The 15,184-nt window shown below is 69.4% G+C and carries 12 protein-coding genes and 1 pseudogene; 8 read left to right on the forward strand and 5 right to left on the reverse strand.

Annotated elements, in window-relative coordinates:
* From Q1X76_RS08525 to Q1X76_RS08535, 3 genes are all read right to left on the reverse strand, one after another.
* The coding region (locus tag Q1X76_RS08525) for a hypothetical protein (protein WP_300719244.1) at positions 1 to 345 on the reverse strand (345 nt) is incomplete at its 3' end.
* 5 nt (positions 346 to 350) lie between these two features.
* Positions 351 to 2,006: an arginine--tRNA ligase gene (gene argS / locus Q1X76_RS08530; RefSeq protein WP_300719245.1), complete on the reverse strand. Its 1,656-nt coding sequence runs from the start codon at positions 2,004 to 2,006 to the stop codon at positions 351 to 353.
* Positions 2,007 to 2,036: 30 nt separating this feature from the next.
* On the reverse strand, positions 2,037 to 2,990 hold the full coding sequence (locus Q1X76_RS08535; RefSeq protein WP_300719246.1) for an ACP S-malonyltransferase: 954 nt from the start codon (positions 2,988 to 2,990) through the stop codon (positions 2,037 to 2,039).
* A 97-nt stretch (positions 2,991 to 3,087) separates the two neighbouring features.
* On the opposite strand from Q1X76_RS08535, the gene Q1X76_RS08540 reads away from it, so the two are divergent.
* Positions 3,088 to 3,759 carry an RsmG family class I SAM-dependent methyltransferase gene (locus tag Q1X76_RS08540; RefSeq protein WP_300719247.1) on the forward strand — a complete coding sequence of 224 codons (672 nt, stop codon included), beginning with the start codon at positions 3,088 to 3,090 and terminating at the stop codon, positions 3,757 to 3,759.
* A 154-nt stretch (positions 3,760 to 3,913) separates the two neighbouring features.
* Complete coding sequence (locus Q1X76_RS08545; protein ID WP_300719248.1) at positions 3,914 to 6,196, forward strand: STT3 domain-containing protein; 2,283 nt, start codon at positions 3,914 to 3,916, stop codon at positions 6,194 to 6,196.
* A 258-nt stretch (positions 6,197 to 6,454) separates the two neighbouring features.
* Here the strand turns inward: Q1X76_RS08545 and Q1X76_RS08550 are convergent, their stop codons facing one another.
* A complete protein-coding gene (locus Q1X76_RS08550; protein ID WP_300719249.1) occupies positions 6,455 to 6,928 on the reverse strand; it encodes a 23S rRNA (pseudouridine(1915)-N(3))-methyltransferase RlmH in 474 nt (157 codons plus the stop codon).
* On the opposite strand from Q1X76_RS08550, the gene Q1X76_RS08555 reads away from it, so the two are divergent.
* The 6 genes from Q1X76_RS08555 to Q1X76_RS08580 all read left to right on the forward strand — a co-directional run bounded on the left by Q1X76_RS08555 (position 6,927) and on the right by Q1X76_RS08580 (position 14,122).
* Complete coding sequence (locus tag Q1X76_RS08555; RefSeq protein WP_300719250.1) at positions 6,927 to 7,595, forward strand: L-threonylcarbamoyladenylate synthase; 669 nt, start codon at positions 6,927 to 6,929, stop codon at positions 7,593 to 7,595. The two genes, Q1X76_RS08550 and Q1X76_RS08555, sit on opposite strands and share 2 nt — an antisense overlap.
* 527 nt (positions 7,596 to 8,122) lie before the next feature.
* On the forward strand, positions 8,123 to 8,614 hold the full coding sequence (locus tag Q1X76_RS08560; protein ID WP_300719251.1) for an NUDIX hydrolase: 492 nt from the start codon (positions 8,123 to 8,125) through the stop codon (positions 8,612 to 8,614).
* A complete protein-coding gene (locus Q1X76_RS08565; RefSeq protein WP_300719252.1) occupies positions 8,614 to 10,455 on the forward strand; it encodes a UbiD family decarboxylase in 1,842 nt (613 codons plus the stop codon). Before Q1X76_RS08560 ends, Q1X76_RS08565 begins: the two co-directional genes overlap by 1 nt.
* Positions 10,456 to 10,464: 9 nt before the next feature.
* Positions 10,465 to 12,117: an NAD+ synthase gene (locus Q1X76_RS08570; RefSeq protein ID WP_300719253.1), complete on the forward strand. Its 1,653-nt coding sequence runs from the start codon at positions 10,465 to 10,467 to the stop codon at positions 12,115 to 12,117.
* A gap of 525 nt (positions 12,118 to 12,642) precedes the next feature.
* Positions 12,643 to 13,626 carry a class II fructose-bisphosphatase gene (glpX, locus tag Q1X76_RS08575; protein WP_300719254.1) on the forward strand — a complete coding sequence of 328 codons (984 nt, stop codon included), beginning with the start codon at positions 12,643 to 12,645 and terminating at the stop codon, positions 13,624 to 13,626.
* A 16-nt stretch (positions 13,627 to 13,642) separates the two neighbouring features.
* Positions 13,643 to 14,122 carry a serine/threonine protein phosphatase gene (locus tag Q1X76_RS08580; RefSeq protein WP_300719255.1) on the forward strand — a complete coding sequence of 160 codons (480 nt, stop codon included), beginning with the start codon at positions 13,643 to 13,645 and terminating at the stop codon, positions 14,120 to 14,122.
* Positions 14,123 to 14,664: 542 nt separating this feature from the next.
* On the opposite strand, the pseudogene Q1X76_RS08585 reads toward Q1X76_RS08580, so the two are convergent.
* Positions 14,665 to 15,184 (reverse strand): annotated as a pseudogene (locus tag Q1X76_RS08585) (hypothetical protein); the annotation flags it as partial.

The following is a 15,184-nucleotide window of genomic DNA, read 5'->3' on the forward strand; positions in this document are numbered from 1 at the left end:
CGCGGCGCTGCCGGGAGCAGGGGCCGCGCCGTCGCCCGCGGGCTGTCCGGCCAGACTGGCCAGCTTGTCCCGCAGGTCCGAGCTTTCGGCGTCGGCCAGGGCCTTGTCCATCTCGGCCAGGGTCTCCCTGTCGGGCTGACCGATGCCGGTCAGTTCGCGCACTTCCTCGCCGGGGTTCTGTCCGTGCCCCACCATATAGCCCATGAAAAAGGCCCAGCCCGTGCTGGCCAGCATCACGACGCACAGGGCCGCCACGGCCAGGGGCGGCAGCCTGAGGCTGAAACCGCTCCTGGGAGCCGGGGAAGGCGCGATGCGCTGGCGGATCTTTCGCAAAGGCTGGGCCATGGGTCCTACATGGCCTCGGGAGCGCTCACGCCCAGCAGGTCAAGGCCGTTGCGCAGCACCTGGCCCACGGCGCGCAGCAGGGCCAGGCGGGAGAGGGTGCGGGCCGTGTCGTCGCCCAGCAGCACCTGATGTTTGGCGTAATAGCTGTGCAGCATGCCGGCCAGTTCCATCAGGTAGTGGCTGACGTGATGCACGGCCAGGGCCTGGGCCGCGGTGGCCACCATGTCCTCGAAACCGGCCAGCTTGCGCAGCAGGGCCATGTCCTCGGGGGTGTCCAGGGCCGCCAGCAGACCGTCCGTGGAGGCGGCGGGCAGGCTGATGCCGCGCTCCTCGGCGCGGCGCAGCACGGCGCAGATGCGGGCATGGGCGTACTGCACATAATAGACCGGATTGTCCAGGCTGCGCTGTTTGGCCAGCTCCAGGTCGAAGTCCAGACTGGTGTCGCTCTTGCGCGAGAGGAACATGAAGCGGGCCGCGTCCGCGCCCACTTCCTTGACCACGTCGGCCAGGGTCTCGAAGGTGCCGGCGCGGGTGGACATGCTCACGGGCTTGCCGCCCTGGAGCAGGTTCACCAGCTGGATGAGCACCACGTCGAAGCTGTCCCTGGGCTTGCCCATGGCGGCGATGGCGGCGCGCATGCGCGGCACATAGCCGTGATGGTCGGCGCCCCAGATGTCGATGAGCCAGTCATAGCCGCGGGTGAACTTGTTGTGGTGGTAGGCGATGTCCGAGGCGAAATAGGTCAGGCTGCCGTCGGACTTGCGCAGCACGCGGTCCTTGTCGTCGCCCAGGGCCTGGGTGGCGAACCAGAAGGCGCCGTCCTTGTCGAAGGTATGCCCGGCTTCGGTCAGGGCGTCGAAGGCCGCCTTGACCGCGCCGCTCTCCACCAGGGTCTTTTCCGAGAACCAGTGCTGGTGCTCCACGCGGAAGTCGGCCAGGTCGGCCTTGATGCCGTCCAGGATCTCGTTCATGGCGCGCTCATAGCAGCGATCCTGGCCGGCCTGGTCTTCCATGTCGGGCAGGGAGGGATCCCCGGCCAGCATCTCGCGGGCGATGTCGATGATGTAGCTGCCGCGGTAATAGTCCTCGGGCCACTCCACGGGCCGCCCGGCCAGCTCCTTGACGCGCAGCCACACCGAAAGGCCCAGGATGCGCATCTGCCGCCCGGCGTCATTGATGTAGTATTCGGTCTCCACGTCGAAACCGGCCTTGCGCAGCAGGCGGGCCAGGCTGTCGCCCACGGCCGCACCGCGACCGTGGCCCACATGCAGGGGACCGGTGGGGTTGGCGGAAACGTATTCCACCAGGGTCTTGCGGCCCTGGCCCACGCTGCTCTGGCCGTAGGCCGGGCCGGCGGCCTCCACCTCGCGGACGGTGGAGCGCCAGAAATGCTGGCTGAAGGTCACGTTGCAGAAACCGGGACCGGCCACTTCCACCTTTTCGATGTCGGCGCAGCGCTGGGGCAGCTTTTCCACGAAGACCTGGGCCAGCTCGCGGGGATTCTTGTGCGCCTCGCGGGCCAGCAGCATGGCGATGTTGGCGGCCAGGTCGCCGTGTTTGGGATCGCGGGGCGGCTCGATGACCGCCTTGGCGGGCCAGTTGAGGCCCATTTCTTCCACAATGCCCATGAGGGCAGAGCGCAAAACGTCAGTAGCGCGCATTTGTTCTGTCTCCTGAGGCGGGGCTCGCGCCTACGCCGAAAAATTTTCCACGCCGTCGAGGCTGTTGACCAGTTCCACCCGCAGTTCCTGCCGGGCGGCCTCGTCCAGATCGTTGAGGCAGGCGGGCACCATCTTGCCCAGCAAGGCCTTGGGGCCCACTTCGACCCAGCGGCGCACGCCGTCGGCATACTGGTTGCGCACGGTCCCGATCCAGAGCACGGAGGAGGTCATCTGCCTGAGCAGGCTCTCCCTGGCGCTCTCGCCGTCGGTGACGGCGCGTCCGTGCACGTTGCAGTAGACCGGGAACTGCGGCTTGCGCCACACGGCCTTGCGCAGCAGGGGCTCCAGCTCGCGCGAGGCCTGTTCCATCATGGGGCTGTGGAAGGCGCCGCTGACCTTGAGCTCGATGGCGCGGCCGCGATGTTCCTTGGCCTTCCGGCAGGCCAGGGCCACGGCGTCGCGATGCCCGCTGACCACGAACTGGGCCGGGGTGTTGTAATTGGCCACGATGAGCAGGGCGTCGGCCTCCACGGCGGCCTCGCGGGCCAGGGCCTCCACGTCTTCCTGCTTCATCTTGAGGATGGCGGCCATGCTGCCCACCCCGTCGGGATCGGCCTCGGCCATGAGGCGGCCGCGCAGGGACACCATCTGCAGCACGGTCTCGGGGTCCAGCACCTGGGCGGCGGCCAGGGCGCTGAACTCGCCCAGGCTGTGCCCGGCGGCCGCGCAGGGGCGCAGCTTGCCGGCCAGCTCGCGCCAGAGGTTGATGTTGACCACGGTCAGCGCGGGCTGCAGGGCGCGGGTATCGCTCATGGCAGCGTCGTCGCCTTCCCAGTAGATCTCGCGCAGCGGCAGGCCGCTGATGGCTTCAGCGCGCTTCCAGAGCGCCATGGCCTCGGGACGGGCTTCGGCCAGCTCCCGGCCCATGCCCGCTTCCTGCGAGCCCTGACCGGGAAAAAGCAATGCACACGATGTCATTTTCATAACTCCAGACATGGATTGGCAAGCGATATAAAGTCGTCTTTTTTACGACAGAGCGCCAGCGCTTGCAAGTCCCGCCGCCAGAGGCTACACAAGGCCCATGAAGCCCGACGCGAAATACGACGATATCCCTCTGCCCGCCCTGGCCCGCTGCGCCCGTGACGCGGGCGTGAGCGTGCCCGATGCGGCCCTGCCGGGGCTGGCGGAATACCTGCGCCTGCTCTGCCGCTGGAACAGGGCCATGAACCTGGTGGGCGCGCATCACTGGCGCGACGCCATGACCCGTCTGGTGGCGGACAGCTTCCACTTGGCCGCCTTCCTCGACGGCCTGCCCCTGCCCGAAGATCCCCTGTGCTGGGACCTGGGCTCCGGCGCCGGCCTGCCCGCCATCCCCCTGCGCATGGTCTGGCAGCGCGGCAGCTGCTGGCTGGTGGAGGCCCGCGAGAAACGCGCCCTGTTCCTGTCCACGGTGCTGGCCCGGGTGCCCCTGCCCGGGACCCGTGTCTTCCGGGGCAGGGTGGAGCAGTTCTTCCCCCGGCAGGAGCGCAAGGCCGACTGCATCACCAGCCGGGCCTTCATGCCCTGGCCGCGCCTGCTGGAGCTGGTGGCCCCGCATCTGGTCGATGACGGATTGGTGGTGATCCTGGCCCGCGAGGAGCCTCCGGCCGCCGGGAGCATCGGGGGCTGGGAGCTGGTGGATTCCTTCGCCTATACGGCCGGCGGCGTGCGGCGCTGGTTCTGGGCCCTGCGGCGCGGGCCCGGGAGCCGCTAGTCCCTGGGGGACCTGCCCCGTCCCTTCCCCGGCGCCGCATGTGGCAAGGGGATGGCCGCGCGAAGGATGCCCCTCCCGGCATGCCGTGAGGCCGAAGGTCCTGCACAGGGGGCCCCGCCCCCGCAAACCCCTGCCGTCCGCAGAGGAGACACGCATGACGGACAAACCCGTTTCCGTCTATTTTACCGGCGAGGATCGCAGCTTCTGGTCACAGGGCCTGTTCTGGGGCCTGGTGACGCTGGGCCTGGCCTTTGCCATCCGCATGCTGGAGTGGCCCTGCTGGCAGGACCCGGAATACCGGCTGGGCACGGAATGGCTGCTGGCCACCCATGACGCCTATCACTGGGTGGCCGGGGCGGAAGGCTTCGGCCGTGCGGTGGGGCATCCCATGGCCGTCATGCTGCGCGGCATGGCCGATCTGCTGGGCACCTATCCCGCGGCGGTGGCCTTCTGGTTCCCGGCCCTGCTTTCCTGCTTCGTGGCCCTCATCGTCTATGCCTGGGTCTGGGCCCTGGGCAGCATGGAAGCCGGGGTGGCGGCGGGCATCCTGACCAGCCTGGCCCCCGGTTTCCTGGCCCGCACCCTGCTGGGCTATTACGACACGGACCTCGTGACCCTTTTCTTCCCCCTGCTCATGACCCTGGCCCCCGCCTGCTGGGCCATGCGCTACATGCTGCTGCCCCAGCTGATCCTGAAAAAGCTCATCGTGGGGTCCGGCCTGTCCGCGGCCAAACGTCTCTGGGGCAGCCCGCTGGCTGAACAGGACCTGCGCCTGGGCAATCCCCTGCGCTGGCAGTGGGTGGTGCTGCTGGGCGTTTCCGGGGTCATCTCCTGGTGGACGCAGGAGTGGCATTCGGTCTTCCCCTATCTGATCCGCTACAATGTCTGCCTGCTGGCCTTCATGAGCCTGGTCATGGCGCCGCGCGGCCGTCGCAGCCTGCTGCTGCTGGGCTCGCTGGCCTATGCCCTGCCCACCCTGGGCGGTCCCCTGTTCTTCGGCTTCAGCGCCCTGCTCATGACCGCGGGCTGGACGCGCGCCCGCCAGATGTACCGCCTGCGCCAGTGGCTGTGCCGCCCCTGGGTGCTCGTCCTGCTCTGGCTGGGGGTGGGCTCCCTCTTCCTGTCGGGCGAGCTGCTGCAGACCATCAGCCACCAGCTTTCCCTGTACATGAAGAAGGCCGAGGTCTCGGGCGGCAGCGGGGCGCTGGCCCTCATCTATCCGCCTGCGGGACAGGCCCTCACCGAAGTGCAGGACCTGGGCCTGCTGGCCGTGCTGGCCTATTTCCATCCCTGGCATGAGGCCGCGGCCCTGGGCCTGCTGGGCTTCGTATGGGTGATCTTTCGCCGTCCCGGCGCGCTCTTCCTGCTGCCGCTGGCGGCCCTGGGCCTGCTCAGCACCAAGATGGGTGGCCGCATGGTCATGTTCGGCGCGCCCATCGTGGCCGTGGGCCTGACCCTGCCCCTGTACTGGCTGCTCCAGCGCCTGCTGCGCACGCTGCGCCCCGGCGTGACGGGCATCCTGACGTCCGCGCTGATCCTGGCCCTGCTGGTGGCCCCCTTCGTGAGCATCGTCCCGGCCATGTCGCAGGGCCCCATGATCAACCGGCGCCATGCCGAGATGCTCAGCCGGGCCCGCACCGTGGTGCCCAGGGACGCCACGCTCTGGCTGTGGTGGGACTGGGGCTATGCGGCCCATCATTTCGCCCGCCGCCTCACCATCGCCGACGGGGCCCGCAACGCCGGAGCGCCGCTCTATCTTTCGGCGGCGGTGCTGGGCACGGACAATCCCCGCTTCGCCCGGCAGCTCATCCGCTATACCAGCCGGTTCGCCAAGGGGCGCGACCCCTTCGACGAGGAAGTGGCCAGCGCGGTCTTTGCCGGGCTGGATGCCCAGCAGGCCCAGGACCTTATGGACAGGCTGCGTTCGCCGGAAACGGCTCTGGTGGAAGGCGAAGGGCGGCAGTTCGTGACGGTCAGTTTCGAGATGCTGCGCCTGGGCTTCTGGATCAGCAATTTCGGCAACTGGGATTTCGTGACCCGGCAGGGCGAGGGCGCGGCCCTGTCCATCGTGCCGCAGGCCCTGGCCTACAATCTGGACAAGGGCGAAGTGCAGCTGGAGGACAGCTCCACGCCCATCCGTCCGGCCTCCATCAGCATCTTCGAGGAAACGGGCGTCACCCGCAGGGACTACGTCCAGGAATGGTTCGACGCCCACCCCGGGGTCACGGCCGCCCAGCGCCAGGAATTCCTTTCCGGCCGCCGCAACGTGCACTTCTTCTTCAACCGCATCACGGACGAGAAGCTGGCCATGGACGCCAACCTCTACAATTCGCTCATGGTGCGCCTGCTGGTGGGCAATCCGCAGGACCCGGCCATCTCGCCCTATTTCAAGCTGGTCTACGACAACATCTTCTGCCGCATCTACGAAGTGCTGTAGGGCAGGGGAGGAAGGCGGGGAAAACAGGATGCGGATATGGGGGAAGTCCCGGCTGCGGGGCATCCTTCGCCGGATACCGCGCGCTTGGAGCCGGAGGGGAGACCCGGGGAGGGGACTCCCTTTTCGCGCCCCCCGGCGTCCGAAGGCAGTCCGCAGGGCCTTGGCCGTTGCGGCGAAGGGAACCGGGGCATCGGCAGCCACGCCGGGCCCTGCCGCCGCGCATGTCCCCGCCCAAGAAGCGCGGGCCCGCAGGCCGCATCAGTGATGGTAGGGCACCTTGCGCAGGATGCATTCCGCGCGGTAGAGCTGCTCCAGCAAGAGCACCCGGGCCAGTTCGTGGGGAAAGGTCATGCTGCTGAGGCTCACCAGCTTCCAGGCCCGCCGGCGTACGGCCTCGTCCAGACCGTAGGCGCCGCCGATGATGAAGCAGGCCCGGCCCATGCCCCTGTCGTCCAGATCCTGCAGCAGCCGGGCCAGCCCGGGCGATGTCAGCGTGATGCCGCGCTCGTCCAGTACCAGGGGCACGTCCTGCGGGCCCAGGGCTTCCAGCAGGCGGCGGCCTTCCAGCTCGTTGCGCTTGTCCTGGGGCAGGGCGGGGTCCCCGTCCCGGACTTCCACGCATTCCAGACGCCGCCAGCGGTTGATGCGCTGGCTGTAGTGGGCGGCGGCGTCTTTCCAGAACGGTATCTTCAGTTTGCCCACACTGAGCAGGCGCAAGGGTTTCCCTGTCATGATTCCTCGATCGTTATGTCGGTTGACCACGGCGGAAGACGCCGCCCGCAGGCTGCGCGACGGCGGCGTGCTGGCCTTTCCCACGGAGACCTTCTACGGCCTGGGCTGCTGCGCCCATCAGGCGGCGGCCGTGGCGCGAGTCTATCAGGCCAAGCGGCGGCCCGTCCATATGCCCCTGCCCCTGCTGGCGGGCAGCCGGGAACTGCTGCGGCCCTGGGTGATGCTGGAACAGGCCCCGGGAGCCCTGCTGGACGCCTTCTGGCCCGGGCCCCTGACCGTGCTCCTGCCCGCGCGTCCGACGCCCCTGGACGGCCGCGCGCCGCTGGCCCCCCAGCTGGTGAACCCGCGCGGCAAGGTGGCCGTGCGCCTGACGCCGCATCCTCTGGCGGCCCAGCTCTCCTGCCTGGCCGGAGCGCCGCTCACGGCCAGCAGCGCCAATATCAGCGGCCAGGCCGCCGCCCGGGTGCCGGAAGAACTGGACGCGGCCCTGCTTTCGGCCCTGACCGGCCCGGACGACGGTGTGGTGGTCAGCGGCCCCGCTCCGGCCGGGGGCGCGCCCTCCACCATCGTGGAACCGCTGGCCGGTACGGACCTGCGCGTGCTGCGGCTGGGCGCGGTCAGTCTGGCCGCCCTGCGGGCCGCCGGTTTCACGCCGCATCTGGCCTAGGACGTGCCGGCACTTTCCGCAGCCTGTTTGGTAGGAAGGGAAGACCTCGTCTCTGCTGTCGATGCCCGTGGCTGCCTTCGGCGCAACGGGCACGGCCTGCGGCCCCCCTTGGGATCGCTGCCCGCGCAGGAGGGCCTTCCCTTCCGGCCCCGTCTTTTCCCCAGCGCGTTTTTTCAGATGGGCGCACGGGCATGCGCCGGGCATCCTTCAGCGGGCATGCGCAGCCGCTATTTTTATTTATTTGAATAAATTATAAATTTGTGCTGGCTCGTCCGGGGCCGTCCGGCTTGCGCCGCTTGTGGGAGCAATGCGGCACATCACGGATGGGATGTCCCCGTCCCCGCGACGCCGCATGCTCCGAGGCGGGCGCCGTGCGGTCAGGTAGGCCCGGGCGGAGGGGAGTCCCCGTTCCGCGCCGGGCAGCGCCCGGACGGCAGCCTCTTTCCTCCCGTGCGGCCCTCCTGCCGCCGCACATGAGACTTGCGGCCGGCATGTTGCTGGCGTACCATGCGCCACTGGAGGCATTCATGCAGAAAGAGCTCCTTTGTCCCAACTGCGGTCACAGCGTCATCCGCTATCTGAACCCCGTGCCCACCACGGATGTGGTCATCTACGCGCCTGACCGGGGCGTGGTCATCATCGAACGCCGCAACGAGCCCCACGGCTTCGCCCTGCCGGGCGGCTTCGTGGACGAGGGCGAGCAGGTGGAGGCCGCCGCCGTGCGCGAGATGCGCGAGGAGACGGGGCTGGATGTGGAGCTGCTGGGCGTGCTGGGCGTCTATTCCCGCCCGGACCGCGACCCGCGCCGCCACACCATGAGCGTGGTCTTCGTGGGGCGGCCCCGGGATGCCGCGGCCCTGAAGGCCGGGGACGACGCCGCCCGGGCGGCCTTCTATCCCCTGGACCGGCTGCCGCAGCCCATCTGCTTCGACCATGCCCGCATCCTGGCCGACTTCGGCCGCTGGCTGGCCGGGGAACGCACGCTGGCCCCGGTGGAAGCCGCAGGGGAGGGTGCCTGATGGGCTACCGCAACCTGCAGGAATGCGTGGCCGATCTGGAAAGGACCGGCCGGCTGCGCCGCATCGACGCCCCTGTGGATGCCCATCTGGAGCTGGCGCACATCCAGCGCCGGGCCTTCCGGGCCAAGGCTCCGGCCCTGCTCTTCACCAGGGTCAGGGGCTGCGCCTTCCCCATGCTGGCCAATCTGTTCGGCACGCGCGAGCGCCTGCACTACATCTTTCGTGACAGCCTGCCCGGCGTGGAAGCCGTGCTGGCCGCCAAGGCCGACCCGGCCGCCGTCCTGAAGCGGCCCTGGCGCGGCCTGCGGGCTCTGCCCGCCTTGCCGCACATGCTGCCCCGGCGGACGTCCAAAGCGCCGGTGCTGGAGAACCGCTGCGCCCTGTCGGCCCTGCCCCGGCTGGTGGGCTGGCCCCTGGACGGCGGGCCCTTCATCACCCTGCCCCTGGTCTACAGCGAGGACCCCGCCCGCCCCGGGCCGGAGGATTCCAATCTGGGCATGTACCGCGTGCAGCTGGCGGGCAACGAGTACGCCGCCGACGAGGTGGGCCTGCATTACCAGATCCATCGCGGCATCGGCGTGCACCATGCCGAGGCCCTCAAGCGCGGCCAGAGCCTGCCGGTGAACATCTTTGTGGGCGGGCCGCCGGCCTTCACCATGGCGGCGGTCATGCCCCTGCCCGAAGGCCTGTCGGAGCTGCGTTTCGCCGGTCTGCTGGGCGGACGGCGCGCGGCCGTGCATTACAGCCGCCGCCTGCCCCTGCCGGTGCTGGCCGAGGCGGATTTCTGCATCAGCGGCCACATCCTGCCGCAGCTCAAGCCCGAGGGCCCCTTCGGCGACCATGTGGGCTATTACAGCCTGAAGCACGACTTCCCCGTCCTGCAGGTGGAGGCCGTGCATCACCGCAGCGGGGCCATCTGGCCCTACACGGCCGTGGGACGACCGCCGCAGGAAGACACGGTCTTCGGCGATTTCATCCACGAGCTCACCGGCGCGCTGGTGCCGCAGGTCTTCCAGGGCGTGCGCGAGGTCCACGCCGTGGATGCCGCCGGCGTGCATCCCCTGCTGCTGGCCCTGGGCAGCGAACGCTACACGCCCTATGAGGCGCAGCGCCGCCCGCGCGAGCTGCTGACCGCCGCCCTGCACATGCTGGGCACCACCCAGACGGCCCTGGCCAAATATGTGCTGGTGGCCGCGCACGAGGATGCGCCGGGCCTGAGCGCACGGGACGTGCCGGCCTTTTTCCGGCATCTGCTGGAGCGCACCGATTTCGGGCGCGACCTGCATTTCATCACCCGTTCCACCACCGACACCCTGGACTATACCGGCTTCGGCCTGCATGAGGGCTCCAAGCTCATCTGGGCCTCGGCGGGTGCGAAGCGCCGGGAACTGGGCCTGGAGATCCGCGACCTTCCGGCGCTGCCCGAGGGCTTCGGCGACGCCCGCTGCGCCGGACCGGGCATCATGGTGCTGCGCGGTCCCCGGCATGCGCTGGGCCGCAACGAGGCCGACCCGCGCATGGAAGATCTGGCCCGCGCCCTGGGCGGCTGGCCGCAGCGCGAGGCCTTCCCGCTGGTGGTGGTGGCGGACGATGCCGCCTTCTGCGCCGCGGACTTCGACAATTTCCTCTGGGTGGCCTTCAGCCGTTCCGATCCCGCGGCCGACATCTACGGCACGGGCGCCGTGGTGCGGGCGCGGCACTGGTCCTGCGCTGGGCCGCTGCTGCTGGATGCCCGCGTCAAGCCCTTCCATGCGCCGGCACTGGAGGAAGATCCCGCCGTTCAACGCCGTGTGGACGCCCTGGCCGCTCCGGGCGGCCCCCTGCACGGCCTCATCGAATAAGGACCGTCCATGAAGATCGCTCTCCTGCAATGCAATACCGTCACCGGCGACGTGGCCGGCAATGCCGGGCGCATCCTCGCCGCCGTGCGCGAGGCCGCCGCCCAGGGCGCCGACCTCTGCGTCACCCCCGAGCTGGCCCTGTGCGGGGTGGCCCCGGGCAGTTATCTGCGCGCCGAAGATTTCGCCGAAGGCTGCAAGGCCGGTCTGCAGCTGCTGGCCGACGCCCTGCAGGACGGTCCGCCCCTCCTGGTGGGCGCGCCGGTGGCCAGCGTGTACGCCTCGGGCCTGCTCTCCAATGCGGCCATCCTGGTGCAGCACGGCCGCTGGTCGGTGGTCTCGCGCAAGGTCTATCAGACCTACGGGCAGGACAGCGAGGCCCGCTTCTTCGACCGGGGCGTCTCCTGCGGCATCCTGGCCCTGGACGGCTGGCGTCTGGGCGTGGTGCTGTGTCAGGACGCCGCCACCGAGGACGGCACCTTCTGGAAGACCCAGTACGCCAGCGGCCACAATCCGCTCATGGAGCTGGTGCAGCGCGGCGTGGACGCCATCGTGCACATGGCGGCGGTGCCTTTCAGCAAGGGCGTGCAGCGCATGAGCGAGCAGATGCTCTCCCATGTGGCGGCGCGGCATCATGTGCATCTTTTTTCCGTCAACATGGTGGGCGGCAACGACAGCCGCGTCTACAACGGCCAGAGCCTGGCCTTCGATCCCACCGGTCAGATCCTGGCGCGCGGCAAGGCCTTTGCCGAGGACGTGCTGCTGGTGGACACCGCGGGCAGCGGCGGCATCGTGCATCCGCGCCCGGCCTGCCTGCCCGAGGCCATCTGGGACGCCCTGACTCTGGGCGTGCGCGATTTCGTGCACAAGTGCGGGCTGGAAAAGGCCATCGTGGCCCTTTCCGGCGGCATGGATTCGGCCCTGGTGCTCTGCGTGGCCGCCGAGGCCCTGGGGGCGGACAAGGTCACGGCCGTGCTCATGCCCTCGCCCTACAGCAGCGAGGGCTCGGTCACGGATTCCCTGGAACTGGCGGCCAATCTGGGCGTGCGTACCGTGACCCTGCCCATCGAGCCGGTGATGGAGAGTTTTTCCGCCGCCCTGGCCCCCGGTCTGGAGCTGTTCGGGACCTTCCCCGGTGATACCACCTTCGAGAACCTGCAGGCCCGCATCCGGGGCATCATGGTATCCTCGCTGGCCAACCGGGCCCGGGCGCTGGTGCTCAATACCGGCAACAAGAGCGAGTGCGCCGTGGGCTACAGCACCCTCTACGGCGATACCGTGGGCGCGCTGGGCGTCATCGCGGACCTGACCAAGACCGAGGTCTACACCCTGGCGGGCTGGTACAACCATCACCGGCAGGCCGTCATCATCCCGCAGGCCATCTTCGACAAGGCCCCCTCGGCCGAGCTGCGTCCCGGCCAGAAGGACGAGGACAGCCTGCCGCCCTATGACGTGCTGGACCCGCTGCTGGAAAGCCTGATCTTTGCCGGCCAGACGGCGGCGCAGCCCCAGCATGTGGACGACGCCCTGCGCGGGGAGGTGCGGCGCAAGCTGTTCGCCGCGGAATTCAAGCGGCGGCAGGAGCCCCTGGCCCTGCACATCAGCCGCATGCCCTTCGGCACGGGCTGGCAGGTGCCTGTGGCCGGACGCTACCGCATGCCCTAGGGAGTGCTGATGCAAATATTGCAATTTATTTCAAATAAATAGAGAATATCGCCCGCGCATGCCCTGTGAAGGATGCCTGCCGCATGCTCCCGCGCCCATCTGGAAAAACGCGCCGGGGAAAGGATGGGGGGCTTTCCCTTCCCCCCAAAAAACAAGCTGCGGACAGTGTCAGCACGCCCTAGGCGGCAGGGGCGACGGGGCCGGATCATCCGTCCCGGCCTCCGGGACGCGGGCAGACGGGGTAGGGAGGACAGCCGGCAGCGTGCCGCCCAGCGCGGCGGCTTCGCCTGCGCCGGGTCCCGAAAAGGGGCGGCTTCGCGCCGTCATGCCGGGAGCGCCTGCCGCTGCACGGCCGGTGCCGTGCGGCGCGGCGGCAGGAGCGCGGGCTGCCACGGTGGCGGGCGGGGCGTCCGCAACGGGCCGCCCAGGATTTTGATAGGACACGAGGAGAGGACGGCCACGGGAGCGTGCCCGGCCGTCATGACGCTCGCAGGAGCGATAGCACCATCTCATCTGGAGGATACCATGCCTGAAGCACCAGAGAAAAACCTGGCTCTTGACATCGTTCGCATCACCGAGGCCGCCGCGCTTTCGTCGGCCCGCTGGCTGGGGCGCGGCAACAAGGAGGCCGGTGACGGCGCCGCCGTGGACGCCATGCGCAACAGCTTCTCCACCCTGCATGTGGATGGTATCGTGGTCATCGGCGAAGGGGAGAAAGACCATGCCCCCATGCTGTACAACGGTGAGAAGGTGGGCATGGGCGACGGCCCGCAGCTGGACGTGGCCGTGGACCCGGTGGAAGGCACCAGCCTGCTGGCGTACGGTCGTCCCAACGCCATTTCCGTGGTGGGCGTGGCCCCGCGCGGCAGCATGTTCAACCCCGGTCCCAGCTATTACATGCAGAAGCTGGTGGTGGCCCGCGAGGCCCGCGACGCGGTGGAACTGGACGCTCCCGTGTCCGTGAACCTGAACAACGTGGCCAAAGCCCTGGGCAAGAACGTGCAGGACCTGGTGGTCTTCGTGCTGGACAAGCCGCGCCACAAGCAGCTGATCGAGGATATCCGCGCCACGGGCGCGCGCATCCAGCTGCATACCGACGGTGACGTGGCCGGCGCCCTGATGGCCGTGGACCCGCGCTCCGAGGTGGATATCATGATGGGCACCGGCGGCACCCCCGAAGGCGTGCTGGCGGCCTGCGCCATCAAGGGCATGGGCGGCCAGATCCTGGCCCGTCTGGACCCGCAGTCCTATGTGGAGAAGGAAGCCATCAACGAGGCCGGCATCGACGCCCGCGAAGTGCTGACCGTCAATGATCTGGTGCGCAGCGACGACTGCTTCTTCGCCGCCACGGGCATCTCGGGCGGCGATTTCCTGCGCGGCGTGCGCTACAGCGCCCGCCATGCGGTGACCCACTCCCTGGTGCTGCGCGGCAAGACCGGGACCCTGCGCTATGTGGAATCCTACCACAATATGGACAGGCTCTCCAAGATCAGCGCCGTGCGCTACTGATGAGGATCGCTGCCTGATGAAGATGACAGGATGCCAAGGCTGGCTGGCCGGAGGAGTACTGTGCGCCCTGCTGCTGGGCGGGATGACGGCCGTGCCGTCCCCGTGCGCGGCGGCCGCTGTGACCACGGTCTATGACGGACAGGCGCAGGTGGAGGAAAAGGAACTGCTGCGCCTGCTCGACATGCTGCCCCGCTTCCGCAGCTGGGCCCGCGAGAACAGGATCGAGGCCCACCCCGTGGTGCGCAGGGGCAAGGCGGATTTCCTCTATCCCGAGGAGGCCGCCCGCTGGGTGGAGGCCCAGGGCTGGGACGCCCGGCGCTTCTTCTGCGTCATGGGCCGCATGGCCGCCGCCCTGACCATCGTGGAAGAAGGCAACGAACTGCAGACCCGCCCCAGGGACATGCCGGTGGTGGACAAGGCCGAGATCGAGCTTGCCCGCAAGCATCTGGGCAGTCTGCTCAAGGTGAGCATGCCTGACGAGGGCATGTCCCACTGACAGGCGGCAGGCCGGAACGGCCCCGCTGTGATCCGCAAAAAAAGCGCCCGTCTCTTGTGCAGGGACGGGCGCTTTTTTTGTCTGCATGGCCGGGAATGGGAACTGGGCGCGATGGAAGAGCGGGGCTGTGGAAGACCGGGGCGATGCGGGACAGGCGGATGCAGGGCGGCAGATGGAGCTGGGCGGCCGGAATGGGCCGGGCATCGGGGAGCATCCGGCAGCGTGCCGCCGCCGTGGCCCCGGGGAGGCACCGGAACGGGCAGCATCCGGGAACATCCCGGCAGCGATTTTTTGGCGGCCCCCACCGCCATGTGGCGCGGGCGGCTGCAGCGAGCAGGGCGCTGTCCCTGAGGCAGGGGCGTCTGCGCTGGGGCGGATCGTCCCGGGCGCTGCCGCCCGCATCCTCCGCCGTCATCTCCCGGCAGGGACCCAGGGCAAGGAGGCAGGGGAGGATAGTCAGGACAAGGGAAAGGGGCCGAAAGATCCGGGGGAAAAGGCGGGCTCTGGCGGGCCGTGCCTTTTCCCCCGTGAGGATCAGGGTTCTACTGCGCCGGGACGGCGTCCGGCGGGATGGGCGTGCCGTCATCAGGACCGGCGGGCAGGGTCTGGACACCGGGATCGGCCTGCGCGGCTCCCTCAGCCGGAGCGTCTTCCGCAGGGGCGGGCGCGCTTTCCGTGGCCGGAGCGGCGGCCTCGGCAGCGGGAGCGGCCGGAGCCGTATCTGCCGCCGGAGTCCCCGGCGCTGCGGCGTCAGGGGCGGTCTCAGGGGCCGGAGCCCCGGCGGCGGCCGGGGCGTCGTTCGCGGTCGCGTCTTCAGCGGCGCCTTCGCTCTTGGCCGGAGCGGGAGCAGCGGCAGTGTCCGTCGGGGCCGCGTCCGTCGGGACAGCCTCAGCCGGGGCGGTGGGCGTGGGGGCCGCTTCGGCAGCGGGAGCCGTCACATCAGCGGCATCAGCGGGAGTGGCGGGAGCGGCCGGAGCCGGGGAAGTCCCGGGGGCGGCCGCCGGAGCGTCCTCAGGCGTGGCCGGGGCCTTGGCCGCATCGCCCGGAGCCGTTTCCGGGGCG

Source organism: uncultured Desulfovibrio sp. (genome assembly GCF_949282365.1).
Classification (GTDB): domain Bacteria; phylum Desulfobacterota; class Desulfovibrionia; order Desulfovibrionales; family Desulfovibrionaceae; genus Desulfovibrio.

Excerpts from the sequence above, each read along its gene's own strand:
- argS (WP_300719245.1), bottom strand. The coding sequence starts at position 2,006 with ATGCGCGCTACTGACGTTTTGCGCTCTGCCCTCATGGGCATTGTGGAA.
- Q1X76_RS08535 (WP_300719246.1), bottom strand. The coding sequence starts at position 2,990 with ATGAAAATGACATCGTGTGCATTGCTTTTTCCCGGTCAGGGCTCGCAG.
- Q1X76_RS08540 (WP_300719247.1), top strand. The coding sequence starts at position 3,088 with ATGAAGCCCGACGCGAAATACGACGATATCCCTCTGCCCGCCCTGGCC.
- Q1X76_RS08545 (WP_300719248.1), top strand. The coding sequence starts at position 3,914 with ATGACGGACAAACCCGTTTCCGTCTATTTTACCGGCGAGGATCGCAGC.
- Q1X76_RS08555 (WP_300719250.1), top strand. The coding sequence starts at position 6,927 with ATGATTCCTCGATCGTTATGTCGGTTGACCACGGCGGAAGACGCCGCC.
- Q1X76_RS08550 (WP_300719249.1), bottom strand. The coding sequence starts at position 6,928 with ATGACAGGGAAACCCTTGCGCCTGCTCAGTGTGGGCAAACTGAAGATA.
- Q1X76_RS08560 (WP_300719251.1), top strand. The coding sequence starts at position 8,123 with ATGCAGAAAGAGCTCCTTTGTCCCAACTGCGGTCACAGCGTCATCCGC.
- Q1X76_RS08565 (WP_300719252.1), top strand. The coding sequence starts at position 8,614 with ATGGGCTACCGCAACCTGCAGGAATGCGTGGCCGATCTGGAAAGGACC.
- Q1X76_RS08570 (WP_300719253.1), top strand. The coding sequence starts at position 10,465 with ATGAAGATCGCTCTCCTGCAATGCAATACCGTCACCGGCGACGTGGCC.
- glpX (WP_300719254.1), top strand. The coding sequence starts at position 12,643 with ATGCCTGAAGCACCAGAGAAAAACCTGGCTCTTGACATCGTTCGCATC.
- Q1X76_RS08580 (WP_300719255.1), top strand. The coding sequence starts at position 13,643 with ATGAAGATGACAGGATGCCAAGGCTGGCTGGCCGGAGGAGTACTGTGC.